Genomic DNA, 18,595 nt, shown 5'->3' on the forward strand with positions numbered 1-18,595 from the left:
AAGTGAAAAGATGCCAGGTACCCAAGGAGGGCAAAGCTCGTGAAAATCCAAAATGATCAGCTTCGCTTCAGCGCAACCGATTTGGTCGGCTACCTCAATTGTCGGCACCTGAGTGGTCTTGAGCACGCCGTTGCCAAGGGTGAGCTGTCGAAACCCAAGTATTACGATCCTCTGCTCGAAGCTCTGTGGGAACGCGGGGCCAAACATGAGCAGGACTATGTCGAGCACCTGGCATCCCTCGGGCTGCACGTTGTGCGTATCGACGGTGTTGAAGTTACGGATGAAGCTGTTGCGGCGACACACGAGGCCATGCGAGCAGGCGTTGACGTCATCGTGCAGGGCGCTCTGCGTTCTGGCGCATGGGTCGGTCGCGCCGACATCCTCCGGAAGGTCGATACGCCGAGCGATCTCGGCGGTTGGTCCTATGAAGCCGTCGACACCAAGCTGGCCCGCGAGACCAAAGGCGGGACGGTCCTCCAGCTTTGCCTCTATTCCGAGCTCATCGGCGAGGTCCAGGGCCGTATGCCGGAGTTTGCGCACGTCGTTCCACCCTGGACCGATTTTGTGCCCGAGTGCTATCGCGTTTCCGATTTCGGGGCATACTACCGCCAGGTAAAGGGAGGAATGGCGGCCAATTTCGCTTGCGGGGATCCGCAGGAGTCATATCCGGAACCGGCCGCGCATTGCGATATCTGCGTGTGGAGCACCCGCTGCGACAAGCAACGCCGCGACGACGACCATCTTTGCCTCGTAGCTGGGATTTCGAGCCTTCAGATCGCCGAACTCAAGGAGCACGGGGTCACGACAGGTGCGCAGCTTGCCGAGCTCGCCATGCCCTTGCCCTGGAAACCAGAACGCGGCTCGATCGAGAGTTTCACGCGCGTTCGCGAGCAGGCCCGCGTTCAGCTGGAAAGCCGTCTTGCCGGAGAACTCAAATTCGAGCTCCTTGCACCAGTGCCCGGTTTTGGGTTGGCTTGCCTGCCCGAGCCCGATGAAGGCGATATCTTCCTCGATTTCGAGGGTGATCCCTTCGTCGGAGAGCATGGTCTCGAATACCTCCACGGCTTTCATTACATCGACGGCGGAGAGACGCGCTATCAGGGGCTCTGGGCGCTCGATCGCGAGGCAGAAAAGGCAGCATTCGAAACCTTCATCGATTTCGTTATCGCGAGGCTTGAAACCTATCCCAACCTGCATGTCTATCACTACGGGGGATACGAGCCGGGGGCGCTCAAGCGGCTCATGGGCCGCTATGCCACCCGGGAAGATGAACTCGATCGGCTGCTTCGCGGCAAGGTTCTTGTCGACCTTCTCAGCGTCGTGCGACACGCCATTCGCGCTGGCGTCGAAAGCTATTCAATCAAGAAGCTCGAGCCGCTTTTCGGCTACGAACGCGATGCCAAACTGCCCGACGCGAACCAGGCTCTGACGCGGCTTCAGCTGTGCCTCGAAGCGAACGATCCCACTGGGATTGAGGCCGAGGATCGCGCTACTGTCGAGGCTTACAACCGCGATGACTGCGTTGCGACGCGATACTTGCGCGATTGGCTGGAAGTGCAGCGGCAAGAGTTGGTCGAACAGGGAGCCGACATTGCGCGTCCCGAGATCGCCGATGGCGCACCAAGCGAAAACCTCTCCGAATGGCTCGAGCTGATCACGCCGTTGATCGAGCGACTTACCGATGGAGTGCCAGTTGATCCGGCCGATCGGTCGGCCGAAGAGCATGGTCGTTGGCTGTTGGCGAACCTGCTCGAATGGCATCGCCGCGAGGAGAAGGCAGGCTGGTGGGAATACTTCCGCCTGTGCGACCTTTCTGCAGAAGATCTACTGGATGAGCGCGCGGGCCTCTCGGGTCTGCAGTACATCGAGACGGTGGGTGGAACGGCAAAATGTCCGATCGACCGCTACAGCTTTCCAGCTCAGGAAGCCGACATTCGCCCGGGCAAGGGGATTAAGGTCCAGGGCGGCCAATCGGTCGGTTCCGTTGAGGACATTTCCCGCAGCCAACGGACTGTCGACATCAAGAAGACCTCGGCCATGGCGAGCGAGCATCCCGAAGCGATCTTCGTCCACGAGCATGTTTCATCGAAGCCCATGCAGGAATCGCTTGTTCGACTGGCACGCTATGTCTGCGAGCATGGCATGTTCGACGGCGATGCCTACCGGCCTGCCCGAGACATGCTCATGCGCGTGGCCCCGCAAGTTGGAGGAGATGCGCCCATCAGGATGGACGGCGAAACGCCGCTGGCCGCCGGCGTGCGGATTGCACCGCTAGTCGCGTCAGGAGTGTTGCCGATCCAGGGACCACCCGGAACCGGCAAGACGCATACTGGCGGGCACATGATCTGCGAGCTGGTGAAACAAGGCAAAAAGGTAGGGATCGTGGCCAATGGCCACGATGTGATCCGCAACCTTCTCGACAAAGTTATTGAGGTTGCTGAGGAAACCTCCACGCCGCTTGTGTGCATTCAAAAGCCGAAAGGCGGTTCAAAGGAAGAGGCCACCGACCGCCTTCGCTTTGCCAAGAAGAGTAATGGAGAGGTCTTCGCCGCTTTGCATGGCGATTGCCAGGTCGCAGGCGGGACGGCGTGGCTGTGGTCGACCGAGGACGCGTTCGAATGTCTTGACGTTCTTTTCGTGGATGAGGCCGCGCAGATGTCCCTCGCAAATGTGCTCGCGGTCTCGCAGGCAGCCAAAACGCTGGTCTTGCTCGGTGATCCTCAGCAACTCGACCAACCAATGCAGGGAAGCCATCCGGACGGCACTGGATGCTCGGCTCTGGACCATCTCTTGTCGGGGAAACAGACGATAGCATCTGACGAAGGGCTGTTCCTCGACGTCACCTGGCGGCTGCATCCCGATATTTCCGGATTCACTTCAGAACTCTTCTATGAGGGCAAGCTTGAATCGAAGGAGGAGACGGCGGGTCAACGCGTCAATGCCAGCGGCATCGCCGGGGGCACGGGGCTCCGCTTCTTGCCCGTCGAGCACAAAGGCAATCAGAACTGCTCTCCCGAGGAAGCCGATGTTATCGCAGCCTTGGTAGACGACATCCTCCAGCAAGAAGCGACCTGGGTTGACCGGAATGGGGAAGAGCATCCTATCGGAAGCGATGACATCCTGATCATCGCGCCGTACAATGCCCAGGTCTTCGAAATTCAGCAGCGCCTGCCGCAGGCGCGGGTTGGGACCGTCGACAAATTTCAAGGGCAGGAAGCGCCGATTTCAATCTACTCCCTCGCAAGCTCATCCCATGCGGACGCTCCGCGAGGCATGGAGTTTCTCTACAGTCTCAATCGCCTCAACGTTGCGACATCCCGCGCGAAATGCGTGACGATTCTGGTTGGCTCTCCGCAAGTCTTCGAAGCCGAGTGCCGCACGCCGAGACAAATGCAACTTGCAAATGCCTTTTGCCGCTACCTCGAGAGAGCGCAATGAGCAGGCCTGCAGGCTCACGCTCAAGATGCGTCGGCGTTCGTGAGTTGCTGGTTGAGCTGGGTATAGTGTTTTAGGAGAAGCTCTGTCTCTTCGCGATCAATGCCTAGAGCAGCATCCAATTTGCCGACAAATTCGAGCTCGGCCTCTTGATCGAGCCGCGGCCAAGATTGGGTTGCTTTCCAGATCGCGATTGCACTTTTCGTCACGAACCCTGCCAAAGCCGCCTGCTTGTGGTCAGCAACTGCCATCACTGAACGCGCAAGCGCCCATCGCGTGATCGCCACCAAGGCAAAGCAGTCGAAGGGAAGTTCTGTCTGATGCTGGCCGATCGAAATCCGTGACAACAGAGCTGCTTCCGATTTGCTGCCCTGCCACAGGCGTTGGAGAATTCGTCCAACACGGACCACAAACGCGCGCTCGCGATCGTGTTGCTTAGGCTCTAGGTCCAATGCGAACAGCTGGTCTCGCTGTTCGCCTTCTTTGACCTGGAGTGGGCGACGGCACGCTTCGACCATCAGTCGCAGAATGAAGCAGACTTCCGCAGTGAGCTTGCGAGGCGGAGGAGTTTCCTCGGCAGCCAACCGCGCAATGTAGGCTTCGAAGCAATCGACCGCTTTCAGGATGTCGAGGCTTTGCCTTTCGGCCTCATCACGTCGGTACGTACGCGGTTCTCGAGACGGCGGGTCCCCGTTATCGCCAGCTCCTTGATCGCCGGACTGATCCGAATTGTTATCTCCATCGCTTCCATCGGCTCCATCGCCGCCGTCAAGCACCTCGTCGCGATAGAGGTCATCCTCCTCCTCATCCGCCTGGCCGATTGCACGGAGAATGATCCTCAGGAGATTGACCGCATCGGGGTCGTCGAAATTGAGCCGACTGCTATCGCCCTTGGACGGTGCGCTTGCCGACATTGCCTCTCGGAAGGCTTCAGGACTCTCGTAGTCGAAGACGACGTGGTCGTCCCCGTCCTCTGTTCCTTTGCCATGGGCCCGGCCGATGGATCTGACCGCTTTTGCCGCCTTACGGCGACTCTCGGGCGTTTCGGAGAAGATGATCGCGGCAAGGCTGGCAAGTTCGAGAAAGTCGCCACCCTCGAGTTCCACTTTCGCGAATGCCGAGCGTAACCGCTTGTCTCCCAAGCCGGGTGCAGCGTGGGTTAAACTGACCGCATCGTTGACGATAACCGCACTGGTGAGCGTTCCGTTGTTCAGCCGGATCCGTGCGATCAGCGGAAACCGAGGTTTTGCCGGCAGATCGAGTGCATAGCTGCCGCTGCGGACGCCCGAGAATGCAAACTCGCCCTCGGGGATCACGAGTACCGCGCCCTCCGGATCGGCAATTCGTTTCGATGGCACCCAGCGCAAGCTGCTTCCCGCCGCTTCGATCGTGCCAAGAGGTAGCGGTGCGCCGGGTTTCGCTTCGAGCAGTTCCTTCGTCGGCTCCATCAAGTCGGATGGGTCTATCTTCGATGACAGATCGAGGCCCAACAGCTCAAGTGCGGAACCCGACGGAAGACGGCGATAGACCGAACACTCAGCGTTGCGCGCTGCAAGGTCAGTAAGGCCCAAGGCGTCGTCGGAACAGTTAGCACTGCCGTAGACAATATGGTCCCAATCCTCCGTCTGGATCACAAAGACCTTGGCATGGATAAACCTCGCGCCATCGTTACCATCGAAAACCCCGGCAAAACTGACTTGCGGAATGCGATGGAGTTGATCGACGGGGAACTCGGGGCTGTGGGCACTGAGTGCAATGGTTGTCTTCTTAGGCTTCAAAGCTTTGATGAGGCCGAGCAGGCCTTCGAGTTTTGCGTCCCAATAGGGCGAGAGCACGACAAGCTGGGTCACAGCTGCGCCCCCGACCAGATCGACTACTCGACTGAGTATGCCAGGTCCGCCACTGGCGTCCTCGCACAGCAGATCGATCAGCGTGCCATCATTAAGTTCGACCGGACCTTCATTTGCTTCAGTATCGAACAACCACGCGGCATCGCGTTCGATGAGGTCGAGTTTGCGCTTGACCGTTTCGAGGCCCGCTTCCTGAAGCCACTTTGAGAGATAATCGAATGCCTTGCGGATCAACTGACGATTGGCGTTCTCCTCACCATCGTTGCGCTTGCGCCACCACTCGAATTGGCCGACGATCTCGCGATTCCTGCCCCAGCCTGCTGCGGTCGCGTTGGCAGATCCAACAATGACGCAGCCGGCGTCACTGCCCAGTCGGACGCTGATTTTGGGATGGAATGCGCCAGGCACTGAAATTGGCAACAAGGCATAGGCCGTGCCGGCACGGCCAAACGACTCTGGCGTCTCGGATATGGCCCGCTGGAGCATATTGGCATCGGCCATCAATATGTTGTTGTCGCTTCCGTAGACGCGCAGCCGATGATGCAGCGAGCCGTCGTAGAAGGCCGCATCGACCGAATAGGTTGTGACGATCGAGGTGTGGAAGCCAGTACGCGCGAGATCTTTAAAGAGGCTGATGCTGTTCAAGGAACGCCTCCCCATCGCTCGTCACGCCATCGTCGCTGAGATACCCTGCATCTCTCAGAACACGGGTCAAATTGAACAACCGTGGCGTCGTGTAGCCGTACTCGCCCAGCAAGCCCTCACTGAGCAGGCCGTCTTCGACGAGGAAGTGATACGTGAAGGTTCCTGCCGTCGAGAGCTTTCGGCCAGCAATGATCTGATGGTCGATAACAACGTGCTTCAGCATGACTGCGGCCAAGGCTTCACCGGCTGTCAGGCTCTGACCCAGATCCAGGGTCCGCAGAATACCATCGAGCGAGCGACCGTCGGGGCCCGCCATTCGCGCGATGATTGGCCGGACAGCTTCGTCACCTTTCGCCCATCGTGCCCAGAGCACAGCGAGCAGCTTGAATGCGCTCAACATGGTTTCTTCCGCTGGCCGCACACCATTACCCAGGTCTTGGAGTATGGGTTCGATCAACCTCAGTTCATCAGCTTCGGAGTCTGCCGCCAAAGAACTGGCCCATTGCGACCAGCTTTGGTTGCTTGCCGGAAGTGAACTTGCGATCACCTTCCCGATCAGATCATTTGGTTCGATACCAGAAGGATGGTCTTCTCGTTGCAAGCCGGTCAGCGCGTTCAACGTACCGGCCAGTGCAACCTGCCCGAACTCGTTGGCCTGGTATGCACGCCAGCGATCAAGCGTTTCGGCAGACTGATTGTACACATCGTCATTGGGCAATCGTCGGGCATAGAATGCTTTTCGAAGTGCATCGATGTCGCCGGGGGCGACACCCTTACGAATGAGGTCGAGAACAAGCCAGATCGTCGATCGGCGCGACAGGGCGTCCTTCGTCGTATCATGCGTGCCGATCAGGAACTCCCGAAGGACGGACTGCTCTTGAGATCCTGACGGAATCTTGGCCGGATGGATTGCGGCTCCGATAACCTGAAGCTGCTTGGCGGTTGCTGTGCCGGCAAGCAGTACGGCTTCAATGTCGTCGGCGACCTGTCCAATTGAGTGGGCAAATGCGGAAGCCACCGTTTCACCGCGCCCCTTTGTCACGGGCACCGATGAGCGGGTCAGCCACTCCATCTCGACCAGGGTTGGAGCATAGGCAACGCCATAGTTGCCGCGCGATGCCTGTAGGTAGGTTTGAGGCGACGTCCTGTCGTCCGTATAGGGGCGGAAATCTATGCCGTTGACTGCGGCCTCGGAACGATGCTGGCTTGCCCAGTTCGAACCACCCAGACCGTCGCTGCCTTGCTGATCGTCTACGAGGGTGGCGAGGGCATAGAGGGCCTCGCCGCGACGCATGAAGTTGGCAAATTTTGCTGGATCATCGGAGTGGTGGAGCTTTTCATACAAGCTGACCAGCCACGGAAAATATGCGTAGTATCTCAGCCTGTTGGTAATGTTGGTGATGTTCGGGACCAGAGATTGATAGATTCTGATGCTGGTAGCTTGAAGCCCAAGGGGGTCGAGGCCCATCGTCCAACTGCCCGTCTTGGTCCACAGCGGATCGCCGTTCAAAGATTGCCCCTCAATCCCCAAATCAATGTCCTCGCGCCAAAATGCCTATCGCCTTCTAGAACGATCTGAATCCCATCCTCGCCCTCTGCGCCATGGTACTTGGCACTCCGGCGTCTCGTGCAAATTGGGACCAGCGGTCTACTGCAGCACCGATCTCGGATATTATTGCTTTTGTCTCAATAGTTTTAAGATCAGCGAACTTTCCGAATACCAGCAGGTCATCGCGTTCGAAGCCGTCCGTTTTGCCGGCCAGAGACATCTGGTGCTCGTTGGTCCAGTCCCCGTCAGGATTGTAGGCGTAGACGACATCAAATGCGGGCGAGAGGCTCCAGCGACCCGAGCTATCCATCAGGAAGGCGATGTTCTTGGTGTGGTCGTCCTGGTTGCGAATGAAGACATTGAGCAGCGCGCGGCGCACCTGCTCCTTGATCGCTTCGCGTCCGAGGCCAAGCATGCGGATGGTCTCAATCGCCTGCTCGTAGCTGTATGCGCGAGCGAGGTTGAAATCGAAATGGCGCATCGCGCAAAGCGACTGCATGTGGAGCTTCTTGCCGTCAGGCGTGCGGTCGAATCGCTGGGTCATGAAATGTGCCCGCCCGCCTTCTTCGTGCAGACGAGAGCGAGCCATGTCGATGCCAGCTTCTCGGGCTAGCAGATAGCAGGCGTATTCAAGCCGTCCGAAGCCCATCGGGTCGGCGAGTTCCTTGTCGGCATTGCCCGACACTCCATCGAATTTGACCAGCCATTGCGTATAGCCGGGCCCTGCAGTCAGCTGCCCTGAATGGAATTCTCCGGTCTCCTCATTCCAGGCGAGGACGGCCTTGGCCCGGGCGCCACCAGCAGAGGTGCCGACGCGCAAGATCTCTTGAAGTGCGCGATGATCATCTTCACCCTTAAGGACACCGGCCAGTTCTTCACGCGCAGCAATGACCCTGTTGGCGAGCTCGACAAGCGGAGCGATATCGACCGGCCGGCCCTGTTCACGGCGCTCACCGGTAGCAGGCTCGAATTCTAGCGCGCCCATGCCTCGGCGACCGGTATAGCAAAGGCGCTCGACCGGATCGAAGCTGTCGGCTGTGCGGCCCTGCTCGGCAAGCCAACGATTGATGAGGGCGTTGCCAAACTTGTCGGGCAGGCTGTCGGCCAGCATGCCCGGCAGCCCTTTGAAGGTCTCGTAATTCAGCGCGGGAAAATCGTAGACGCCGCTTCGTAAGGGCATTGTGAGCGGGGCGACTTCGATACCGCTGCGGCTGAATTCCGGAGTGTATTCGAAGACCCCGACATCGCGATCCTCATCCCACAGGACGGCGCCGATCTGACGACCCCAGAGATTGACTACGGCACGCGTCATGGGGCCTCGTCGCCCCAGCTCCATTCCTCGCCAGCCTCACCTTCAGAAGACTTGCGCACCCTTTGCCGCGCTTTGCCGGTGTCGGACCGGGGATCGAGCGGGCTCAGCTTGGCATCCGGCATGACATCCAGCAGGCGGTCTTCAATTTCGAGCGCACGCATTATCCTGGCGAGGCTATCGATGGTCCCGCCATTACCGGCTTCCAGGCGGGCGAGCGTTGAACGCGAGATACCTGCCATTTCCGCAAGCTCGGCCTGTTTGAGATTGCGTGATATGCGATATGCTTCGATCTGCTTCCCGAGGTCGGATAGCAGCACCGATAGAGGGCGCAGGTCTGATGAATCATAATGTGGCATTATCGAGACATTATCTCCGATATGGAGCTTTGTGTAGCGATTTTGCGTCTTTACATGAAGGAACCTAATGTGTCAATATCGAGACGTAACTTGGCTTATAACCGATAATGCATCAAATTTGCGACTTTATGTAGGCCGGAGTGATGGAAATGGATGACGAGAAGGAGCAAAACGACCAGACGGACTGGAAGGGTCTACGAGAGATCGACCGTGCCATCTCCGAAAATCGGCGTATGGAATACAGCTGGAAGAAGGCTCTAGCAGATCCTTGGGAACGACGCGGACTCTGGCTACTTGGGCTGGTCGTCGTCGCATTTGCGGCGTTCGTCATCCTGCAGGATTTCGTGCTGTAGCTATCTATTGCTCCATTCTTTGACGTCGTCTGCAGCTTCCTCACTCGCGCCCGTGGCACCTTCCGTCTGGCGATCAAGATAAGTTCGCACGGTTCCAATCCTGCCACGACCCTGTCGGCGCACCCGTTCGACCTCATCTGTGATGCCAGACCGATCAGGAGTATCGGGCATTGAGGGACCACCCGCAGAACCCACGGCTCCTCTTGCGCGTACCTGCTCAGCACTTCCGATCCCGGGGCGGCTGACAGGAGCGAAGTCCGGCAGCGAAAGGTCGGCTTCGATGTCGTCTTGCAGGCGATCAGCATAGCTCTCGACAAACCGCGATTGCAGCTGCTGGCCGCGGGCGCTCATCTGGAACTCGATGTCGTCGAACCGAACCGGCCCGTAATAGTCGCGATTGGCTTCCATCTCAGCCATGCCCCATTCGCGATAGGCCTGGCTCAGGTTCAGCGTGCCTGCGGCGCTGTTGGCCTCGTACCAGCTGGCCTGGTTCTCGAGGCGGCTGGCCATCTCTTCGGCACGACGCGCCTCTCGCGTATAGCTTTCGGCTTCTGTCAGCGATCGGCTGAGACCCGACGAACTGGTCGACACCTGCGATACCGAGCTCGAGCTCGTCTCGCGCAGGAAGCCTTCACGCGTGTTCGACCAGTTACGGCTATCCGAAAGCTGCCGCAGCGTGCCCATGATCCTGCCACGGTCTTCCGAGGCGATCCCGATATCGCTGTCGGTCCACGACTGATTTCGGCCACCGCGGACGCCAGCCTGCGCGTTTAGTACTCCGCCTTCGGCCTTTGCTCCGGCTCCTGCTTCGCCGTTAAGGAACCAAGAAATAGTAATGTCGTCTGACGCGCGCCGGGACAGGCCAAACTGCTGCTGGAGCGTCCTAGAGGCATTGTCGACTTCGCTGAATGCCGTGCCGATGCTGTCGTTCGTGCCGACGCCGCTGACCGTGTCGGAGCTCTGACCCTGGCTGTAGGCGTTGCGGATCTCGCTGAACCGGGTGAGCGCAGAGCTCGTCGATTGCTGGGCGAGGTTGGCATAGGTCTCGCTCTGCGTCCGGCTCTGGCTCGCCATCGTTCCGAGGCGGCCGGTGAAGTCCTGCCCCAGTGTCGGCGTGAACGGATAGCTTGAATTCGGGACAGCAGCGAACTCGCCATCGGGGAAGCTGGTAGTCTGCGTGCCGCTATCGCTGAAACCACGGGTCTGCGTGGCGCCATAGGCGATGTTGGGGGCAAGATTGCCTTGGGCAAACTGGCGGGAAAACACTGTCGAATTGTCGATGTTCGAATTGCCGAGCGAGACATTGCCGGTGCTCGCTTCGCGCGAGGCTTCCTCGGCCGCGTTCTGGCTTGGGTTGAGATAGCTCGTTGCCTGGCCCGAAATCGCCAGCGCACCACGTGCCACCCCGCCGGCAAGGAACGGGATCGAGGCGACAAGATAGCCCGCCAAGATGCCGATATCGCTGTTGACGTCGCTCATGCCGGCAAAAGTCGCTAGGCTGAGGCCTGTGCTGCCGCCAGCGGCGGCGATATCGCCCGCGCCTTTAAACATCAGGATCATGTGCAGGATGACGAAGAGCGGTCCCCACGCCGCAAGGTAGAAGAAGCCGGTGACGTAACCTCTCAATGCAATGGGTCCGGTCCGCGGCATCAGGAACAGCGGAAACAGGACAGGGAACAGCGCGTAGAACACCACTGTCAGCACGACATTGAGGATCGGGACCCATTTCATCGCGTTGTGCGCGATCGAGGAATAGGTCCGCTCGGTCTGAATATCTGCCCGGGTCTGCGCGAAGACGTCGATACTGCCCGTGCCGCTCGCCCCGGCAAAGCCGTGCATAGCCTGGTTCATGGCATTGATCGTCAGCACCTGGCGGAAGATGTCGCTCGCGCTGCGCGAGATGCCGGTGAGATACTGGTAGGCAATCGGGAGGTCGGCCATGAGCTTGGCCTTGGCGAGCGCTTCGGTCTGGCGCGGATAGAGCTGACGCCCCGCGACAAGCGTCATCTCGTCAATGAGGCTCGCCCATTGCCCCGACAGCGCGGAGTAGGCTTCGCGGCAGGTGATGATCGAGGCCGTCACGCTGTCGTCGGCCTGCCGGGTCAGGAATTTCTGCGCGCGCGCAGCGCTGCCCGGTGCAATCGTTGCCCAGATGTCATCGCTCTCGGACAGCTCCTTCATCGAGTAGCGGCCGAGCAGCAGATCGTAGAACACGCATTGCCGGACATGCTCGTCGAAGTTCGCAGCAAACTCCGGATCGGAAATGCGCAACGACCGCGTCGATTCAAGCAGCCGCGCGCCATAGATCATGCCGTTCTTCGAGTAGTTGAGGTCGTCCGGCAGGCCGAATACGAGTTCGGCAGAGCGGGTCAGATAGTCTCCCGCCTGGCTGGTGAAGCTTGCCATCAGGGCGAGCCCGAGCGGGACATTGGCGACTGTTGCCGGTGCAAGGCTGGGATTGACCCGATCGGTAACATGGACGTCCATGCGCGGCACCATCAGGCACATGTAAATGAGCGTCGCACCGAGGAACCAGTTGAGCCATGCGCGCCAGTCCTGGTTGAACGCGGCCACTATGACCGCGAGCACCATGCCCATCACCAGCGCGACCTGGATGAGGCTCTTGTAGCCGCCCGCACCGGTCCAGGCGGCAACGGCGTTGAGGACATTGACGATGTACTCGCCGCCGCCGACCGTGAAAATCTCGACCATGCTGCCTGACCCTTATGGAACGATGGAGCGGGACTGCATCCCGCGCGACCAGTCGAGCGCGGCGGCCATCGACGGCGACATCGAGGCAGCGAGCATGTTCTCGATCATCGCCGTTTTCTCGATGATCTGCATGATCGCCGAGACCCGCACCTGTCCGGTCGCTTGTCGCTGGGCGAGGCTAGACCGGACCTCGGCGACCTGAGCGCGCCAGATCGCGAGCTTGGCTTCGTCGGCCGCGATGAAACTCGCCATCGAGCGTCCAGCCTCTGCGGTGATGCGTTCGAGAATGGCATAGAGGAGATCGATGCTGGCGATCTCGGCCAGCGTGTCGCGGTCGTCGGTGGCCATCCCGCGTCCATAGGCCGCCTGCACGGTGAGGATCTTGTAGAGCGGTACCGATGCCACCTGGAGTAATTCCTTCTCCTCGTCGCCAATCGCGGTGTCGCTGCGGATGGCCTCAACCATGCTGCCGATGAGCCGGGCAACGCGCGGTCTGATGGCCTTTGCGCTCGAGAGGCTCATCTGCTGGAAAGTGGGGTTGAGGCACTGGTCGGGCTCGTCGCACTGGAACACCCGCACCGACTGGCCCTGCGTCCCGTCGAGCAGTGCGGTCACCAGCGTCGAGGAGGCATCGCCGGCGAAAGGCACGAACTTGCCCGGCTCGTCGTCGCGGGGCGGCACGTAGATCACCGTGCCGATGAGCGTCATCGCATACTCGGCAAGATCGCGGTCGAATGTGCCGCCGGGGTTGAAGAAGGCGCTCTGCTTGAGGACATGCCAGGTGTAATTGCGCGGCACACCGGGATTGACGTCAGCATAGTCGGCGCCGGCGCCCTCGTTGGTCGAGGCGCGCTGGCCGCGCGTTCCGCAACCATGTTTGGCTGCGGCATAGTCGGTGAAAATACCTTCGGAATTGCCGATTGCTTCGCAGATCGCCTTGTCGGCGAGATCGCCCTTGGGCCACACGCCGCCGACCAGTCCCTGCGCCATCTCGCAGGAGTTGATCGAGAGATTGTTCATGAGCTGCGCCTTCTGGCTGAACTCCTGCATGATCTTCGAGCATTCGGGGCAGACGGTGTCGATCGCGAGGCTGAAGGCGAACCCCACCGCATTGTTGGCGACGGCCTTGAGCAATGCGACCATCTCGCTCGCGTTGATGAAGGAGAAGGACCCGGCGAAGATATCGATACCGCCGCAACCAGCGCGGGCACGCGGAAGCTGGAGATTGGCGATGTTGGTCGTCTTTTGCGGGAAGCGCGTCCAGACATTGCCGAGGCTGTAATAGCCCGCCGACTGGCCTTCGAACGCGCTCGGCCCGGTGACATTGGCCGCCGCGCCCATGTCGTCCATGAAACGGTCCATGCTGTCGCCGACGTTTGCGGCGACGGGGGACGCGACCATGCCGGCGGCAGCTATGGTGAGCGCCGCATTGCGGATGCTAGTAATCATGTCCGGCTTCCTTCGAGGTGAGGAGGTAGATGCGGTCCTGCAGCTCGTCGGCCGAGAGCACGCCGTACCCGATCGGGATCGGGCGCCTGGCCACGCTGTCCCACAGCACGAGCGCCGGGGTGATGCCGGGTTCGAGCCCCATGCGCGGCCGCTGGCCGCTTTCGACCTTGTAGTCGGGGAAGTGCCGGGACGGTCCGCCATCGGTCGAGATCGCCCGGACAGCGATATGCCAGCGGTCCGCCACCGAGCGCACGATCGGGCTCATCACTTCGCAAGCGCCGCAGGTCTGGGCGAAGAAGTAGAACAGGCCATAGCGCTCGGAGAGCCGGGCCATCACCGCATCGCGGTCGGCAGCGCGCGCGTCCTGCCATTGCTTCTTGGCGAGCGCGCCGACCGGCCGTTCGAGCGTGTAGTCGAGCTCGGGATCCTGCCAGATCGCGCGCTGCCAGACATCGGAGAACAGCGAAGCCCGGTCGAGCTGGGCACGCTGGAAGCGGATATAGGCGGTGACGTTTTCCGGTGTCGGATAGAGGATTGCACGCGCTTTGAGTTCGCGCAGTTCCCCCGTGACCGCGTCGAGTTCTTGCGTTGCGGTTAACTGGGCCGGTGGCTGCGCCATCTGCGGCTCCTCTGCCGGCACCGGCTTTACGCAATAGAACCAATAGCCGAGCCTGCGCTGCTCGCAGTAGAGGCTGTCTGCTGACGCAGCTGGCTCTGCCAGGCGCGCTTCCTGGGCAACTGCCCGAACGGGAAGCAGTGCAGCGAGACACATGGCCAGTGCTGGGAGGGCCAGCATCGGCAGTGATTGGCGGCGCGTCATTGGCCACTCCTTGCGTAATAGTCTTCGATTTTCTGCTGGATGAGGATGCTGGTCTCGAGCTCGTCGGGGAGCCGCGCAGCCTCGGTGAACTCGGCATAGACCTCGCTGAAATCCATCTGGCTGAGGTCGAGCCGGGCGAATTCGTCGAGCGTGAAACCCTCGCACTGCTCTTCCTTGGGCTTGTCCCACGGCTTGGGCAGCTGGAGGCGGCCCTGTTCCTGCAGGACCCGCGAGAGCTTGCTCTCGAAGCAGCAGTAGACCTTCTTCTTGGTCAGGCAGACGCCGAGGAACTTGTCCGAACAATAGGTCCCTACATAAGCGCACAGTCCCTGCGCATCGCGTTCGTGGAGCAGCACTTCCTCGCGGTTGCAGCCGAGCGCGACGAGCAGGCTGATTCCGGGGATGAGCGGGAAGCCCTTGCCCTTGCAGCAGTTGAGCACGCCGAAGACCTTGGAGGAGCAGGTGTTGCGGGTGCCGCGGAACAGCGTCAGCGTCTCGGGATCGAACTGGCCGCGGGCCTCGTCCATCGCATGGAGCGCGGTGACGGCATCCTTGAACTCATCGTTAGCTGTGCGCTCGATCGTCTCGCAGCTGCCGTCGATGCAATAGACATCACCGTCGCAGACATACTGGGTTGAGCTATCGTTTCCGGGAAGCGGGCACTCGTAGATGCGCTCCCAGGTCTGGCAAGGGTCTTCGTCAGTGAGGCATTCCTCGCGGACAAAGCGGCAGGTGCCCTGGCTTTCGATGTCGGAGCAGTCGGTCGCCGCTTCGCGCGCAATGCAGGTGTAGCTGCGTTGCCATTCCCAGCAGGGCCTGGTGACAGAGACGCCGTCGATCACGCGCGTCTGCGGATCGCTATCGGTGCAGATTTCGGCGTCCAGCGTGCAATCGCTATTGTCCGCAAGACCTGTGCACTGGCTTTCGTCAGGGGTCGTTGTTACGGTGGTCGCCGTGGCGATGCGGTAGGGCGTCTGCCCCGCGACCTGTTCGTTGCACGTCAGCTCGGTAAGCGGATCGCCCGGCTCGGTGCACCACTTGCGACCGCCGGACCAACCCCACTGCAGGCACGGACCGTCCCGGTGTCCGGTCACCCGGCAAAGAGCGCCCGAGAATTCTTCGCAATCCGGCTCAGCTGACAGGTTGAAGCTAACCAATGGGCTGCAAAGATAATGATACTGCGGTCGCTGGCTGACCGCGGCGACGAGCGGCACCGTGCATTGGCCCACCGACTGATCGATCCGTGTGCCCGTATTGCAGGTTGCGGTATATGTGCCTGCCGACCCCGAACCGGCCGGCAGCGGAACGCACGATCCCTGGCTGCCCGAAATTGCCATGCCGCTCGTGTAGTCCAGCGGCGTCTCATTGATCCTGAGGCTGCGGGCGATCACATCCTCGATCTCGTTCGGCTCGAACCTTGCGCGATTGGCCACGCTGTCGCGGATGGTGCGCATCGGCGTGCTGGTCGTGGCGGCGCTGCGGGCGCGGGCCTCGATCTGGTCGGGATCGCGCGTAAGATCCTGCAGGTCGCGCGTCGCCTGCGGATCGAAATTGGGAACGCGCGCAGCGTCGGGATTGGTCGTTGCGGCATCGCGCGCCTCGCCCAGCAACTCGGTGGCAAAGTCCTTGCCGTCGGCCCTTGCTGCATCGCGGGTCTGAGCGTGAATGGAAGCCGCGTTTGTGAGGGCGACGAGTGCCGCAAGGAGATTGGCGAGAGTTCTGCCGGTCATGGCCGTTCCTCCGTGGAGAGCTGGCGCAGATGGAGGCGGGCAAGCTCGGCGCCCGGACCCTTGCCCGAAGCAAAGGTCTCGAGGACTTCGCTCGCGCTGATGTTGCCGGCGATACGGTCGTGTGGCGGCACTTCGCTGGTGCAATCGAACCCGTCGCATGGGCTGAACTCGGTGCTCAGCATGACGAAACTCGGCGCGGCCTCGATGTTGAAGGCGCGGAACAGCCTTGGATCAATCCCGAGCGAACCGGCCGCGTCGCGGGTGCTCCAGATGGCGGCGAGCCGCTTCTTGAACGCCTCGCTGTTTCCTTGCGGGAAACCGCGCAGCACGGTGACGCCTCCCGCCCTGGTCATGTCATGGACCAGTGCTTTCAGCGCCTCGGGAGGCATCGACAGGCTGGCAAAGGCAATGAAGCGCGGGGCTCCCCCGAGCGATGCCTTCTCTGCGGCGGCTTGCCCCGCGATCATCGCGTCGAAGTCGAGGACGGCGTCGGTCTCGATTGCCTTGATGGTGTCCGCATAGGCCGCGCGATTGGCCTGCGCTTGCGTCTGGATAGCTTGTGCATCCTCGGTCAGTGCCTCGGCGCGTTGGCGGACATTGGTGCTGAGCGCCTGCGCATCGTCGGCATGTTCGGCCGCACGCTCGCGGATCGCTTCGAGGTCGATGCCTTCGGGCGCGCTCTGGGCGAGAGCGAGGCCACCAAGGGTGACGGCAAGGCCGACGGGCAAAAGGAGGAGGTGCTTGTTCATAGCGCGCAGCAGTTCCGCTTGCGCCAGACGAGATATCCCATGTCTTCGCCGATGGCGGGGATGACCTGTCCGGCCGATTGAAAGGTGGTTGAGGCGCCGACGGGCGGGCAGGCGTAACGGCCCGAGGTCGCCGGGTTTGGGTTGGTGGCCTGGAAGCGGTATTGCTGCTTGCGCATCACCGGCATCAAATATTTGCCGCACAGTCCCTTGGACCCCATCGTCCCCCACGACACGAGTTCGCGGTGGAGCTTGTAGGCAAAGCGCGAGAGCACGAGCCGCGATGCCTGGACGTGGCCTATGCTGGCCGAGACATTGCCGTTCATCGGATACATCGATCCCTGGCAGCCCGCGCACCAGAACATCTCGTCGATCGGCAGCTTCGCGGTCGAGGCGACGCAGTCGGCCGCACAGGCAGCGAGCGCCAGCGGGTTGGCAAAAAGCACGGCTTCGGGGTTGATGATCGCGGTAAGCTCGGAATCCTGCCACAGCGGATCGATCTCGGAGATGTAGAGAATGTCGATCGAGCCCGATTCCAGGCACAGGAAATCGGCGACGATCTCCATCCAGTAGATCAGCGGATAGGCATACCAGTGGACGTGCCAGCTCGAATAATACTGGCTCGCGCCGCCCACCGCCGACGGACCCGAGATCGAGCGAAAGCCGATATCGAAACCCGGACCGAGTTTCATGCCGCCGAGGTTCACGAAGCACCACGGCTTCATGCTGACATCGGCAAGCCGCACCGGCTCCCAGAAGCCCATCGCGATCCCGGGCCTCAGACCGCACAGGCACACCGGCAGATCGGGGTTGTCGGGATCGGGCCGGCTCGACGGCCAGATGTCCAGCCCGCCGATCGAGATCGGGAACAGGCACGACCAGCAGATGTCGGTGATCGGGTTGACGAAGCTGCCGGTGCAGCGACCGGGACCGGCATCGGCCATGGCGGGCGTTGCGGTGGCGAGACCAAGAATGGCGGCCAGCACGAGCGCCAGCTTTCTTAAGTGCATCATTGGGCTGTCCTCCTTTTCGGTGGCAGCGCGATTTCGCTGATTTCGAGCAGGCGGCCCTCCTGGCGCACGCGTGTAGGCACCGACCTGATCCCGAACCTCTCCGTGAGCTTGCCGCCCTGGTCGAAATAGAAGCGGCGCTGGCGGGCCTTCATCAGCTCGAGCGGCGCACCCTTCACCAGGATCAGTTTGGCATTGGCGTCCTGCTTGAGCGCCCAGGCGAGCTGGTCGGGATCGTCGCCGTCGAGAAACAGGAGATCAGCGCGAAGGCCGACGCTGTCGAGCGGATTAACCCTCGTGCCAGCGGCATGGATCAGCTCGCCTTTTGCCCCGCGGATATCGGCAGCGAGCGTGATCGTCGGATCGAAGTGCCAGCGCCGGGCTTCGCTGGCCCGGACGATCCCGGCGACGGGGTCGGGCCGGTTCACCCGCGCGATCGTGCGGCGCTTCAAATCTTCATTGAGCCGCGCGGTCTCGCCCGAACGTTCCATCTGCGTCAGGCGCGAATGGATCTGCTCGAGGAGGTCGCGCTCGATCACGGGAAACACCGTGCCGCGCTGCCCATAGTCGCGCGCCAGCACCTCGGCAGGGCAGAGCAGCACTGCAAGCATGGCTGCGGGGAGGATGA

At 61.1% G+C, this 18,595-nt stretch carries 13 protein-coding genes; 2 read left to right on the forward strand and 11 right to left on the reverse strand.

Going from position 1 to position 18,595, the window contains the following annotated elements; translation table 11 throughout:
* Window positions 1–39 precede the first annotated feature (39 nt).
* Complete coding sequence (locus D6851_RS11455; protein ID WP_120325017.1) at window positions 40–3,438, forward strand: TM0106 family RecB-like putative nuclease; 3,399 nt, start codon at window positions 40–42, stop codon at window positions 3,436–3,438.
* Between the two features lie 20 nt (window positions 3,439–3,458).
* Here the strand turns inward: D6851_RS11455 and D6851_RS11460 are convergent, their stop codons facing one another.
* The 4 genes from D6851_RS11460 to D6851_RS11475 are packed head-to-tail and all read right to left on the reverse strand — an operon-like array spanning window position 3,459 to window position 9,147.
* The gene (locus tag D6851_RS11460; protein ID WP_120325018.1) at window positions 3,459–5,930 is read right to left on the reverse strand and encodes a phospholipase D-like domain-containing protein; all 2,472 of its coding nucleotides are present in this window, start codon (window positions 5,928–5,930) and stop codon (window positions 3,459–3,461) included.
* A complete protein-coding gene (locus tag D6851_RS11465) occupies window positions 5,908–7,461 on the reverse strand; it encodes a hypothetical protein (protein ID WP_238474056.1) in 1,554 nt (517 codons plus the stop codon). The genes D6851_RS11460 and D6851_RS11465 overlap by 23 nt, the downstream gene beginning before the upstream one ends.
* 34 nt (window positions 7,462–7,495) lie before the next feature.
* Window positions 7,496–8,791, reverse strand: a complete 1,296-nt coding sequence (locus tag D6851_RS11470) for a type II toxin-antitoxin system HipA family toxin (protein WP_120325020.1) — start codon at window positions 8,789–8,791, stop codon at window positions 7,496–7,498.
* Complete coding sequence (locus tag D6851_RS11475) at window positions 8,788–9,147, reverse strand: helix-turn-helix domain-containing protein (protein ID WP_098104470.1); 360 nt, start codon at window positions 9,145–9,147, stop codon at window positions 8,788–8,790. Before D6851_RS11475 ends, D6851_RS11470 begins: the two co-directional genes overlap by 4 nt.
* 149 nt (window positions 9,148–9,296) lie before the next feature.
* Between D6851_RS11475 and D6851_RS11480 the strand changes: the two genes are divergently transcribed.
* The gene (locus D6851_RS11480; protein ID WP_337189597.1) at window positions 9,297–9,500 is read left to right on the forward strand and encodes a hypothetical protein; all 204 of its coding nucleotides are present in this window, start codon (window positions 9,297–9,299) and stop codon (window positions 9,498–9,500) included.
* Here D6851_RS11480 and D6851_RS11485 read toward each other — a convergent pair whose 3' ends face one another.
* From D6851_RS11485 to traW, 7 genes are read right to left on the reverse strand one after another with little or no spacing between them, the layout of a single operon-like run.
* Entirely contained in the window at window positions 9,501–12,212 is a 2,712-nt protein-coding gene (locus D6851_RS11485) for a conjugal transfer protein TraG N-terminal domain-containing protein (protein ID WP_120325021.1), read from the reverse strand.
* Window positions 12,213–12,224: 12 nt separating this feature from the next.
* On the reverse strand, window positions 12,225–13,661 hold the full coding sequence (locus D6851_RS11490; RefSeq protein WP_120325022.1) for a conjugal transfer protein TraH: 1,437 nt from the start codon (window positions 13,659–13,661) through the stop codon (window positions 12,225–12,227).
* On the reverse strand, window positions 13,651–14,481 hold the full coding sequence (locus D6851_RS11495) for a conjugal transfer protein TraF (protein ID WP_238474057.1): 831 nt from the start codon (window positions 14,479–14,481) through the stop codon (window positions 13,651–13,653). The genes D6851_RS11490 and D6851_RS11495 overlap by 11 nt, the downstream gene beginning before the upstream one ends.
* Window positions 14,478–16,211, reverse strand: coding sequence for a conjugal transfer protein TraN (locus D6851_RS11500; protein WP_120325023.1), 1,734 nt, complete (start codon window positions 16,209–16,211; stop codon window positions 14,478–14,480). The genes D6851_RS11495 and D6851_RS11500 overlap by 4 nt, the downstream gene beginning before the upstream one ends.
* Window positions 16,208–16,960, reverse strand: a complete 753-nt coding sequence (gene trbC, locus D6851_RS11505) for a type-F conjugative transfer system pilin assembly protein TrbC (protein ID WP_120325024.1) — start codon at window positions 16,958–16,960, stop codon at window positions 16,208–16,210. Before trbC ends, D6851_RS11500 begins: the two co-directional genes overlap by 4 nt.
* Entirely contained in the window at window positions 16,957–17,970 is a 1,014-nt protein-coding gene (gene traU, locus D6851_RS11510) for a conjugal transfer pilus assembly protein TraU (protein WP_120325025.1), read from the reverse strand. Before traU ends, trbC begins: the two co-directional genes overlap by 4 nt.
* A complete protein-coding gene (gene traW, locus D6851_RS11515; RefSeq protein ID WP_098104463.1) occupies window positions 17,967–18,578 on the reverse strand; it encodes a type-F conjugative transfer system protein TraW in 612 nt (203 codons plus the stop codon). Before traW ends, traU begins: the two co-directional genes overlap by 4 nt.
* Window positions 18,579–18,595: the final 17 nt, after the last annotated feature.

Origin of the sequence: Altericroceibacterium spongiae, from assembly GCF_003610805.1 — a bacterium.
Taxonomy (GTDB): domain Bacteria; phylum Pseudomonadota; class Alphaproteobacteria; order Sphingomonadales; family Sphingomonadaceae; genus Altericroceibacterium; species Altericroceibacterium spongiae.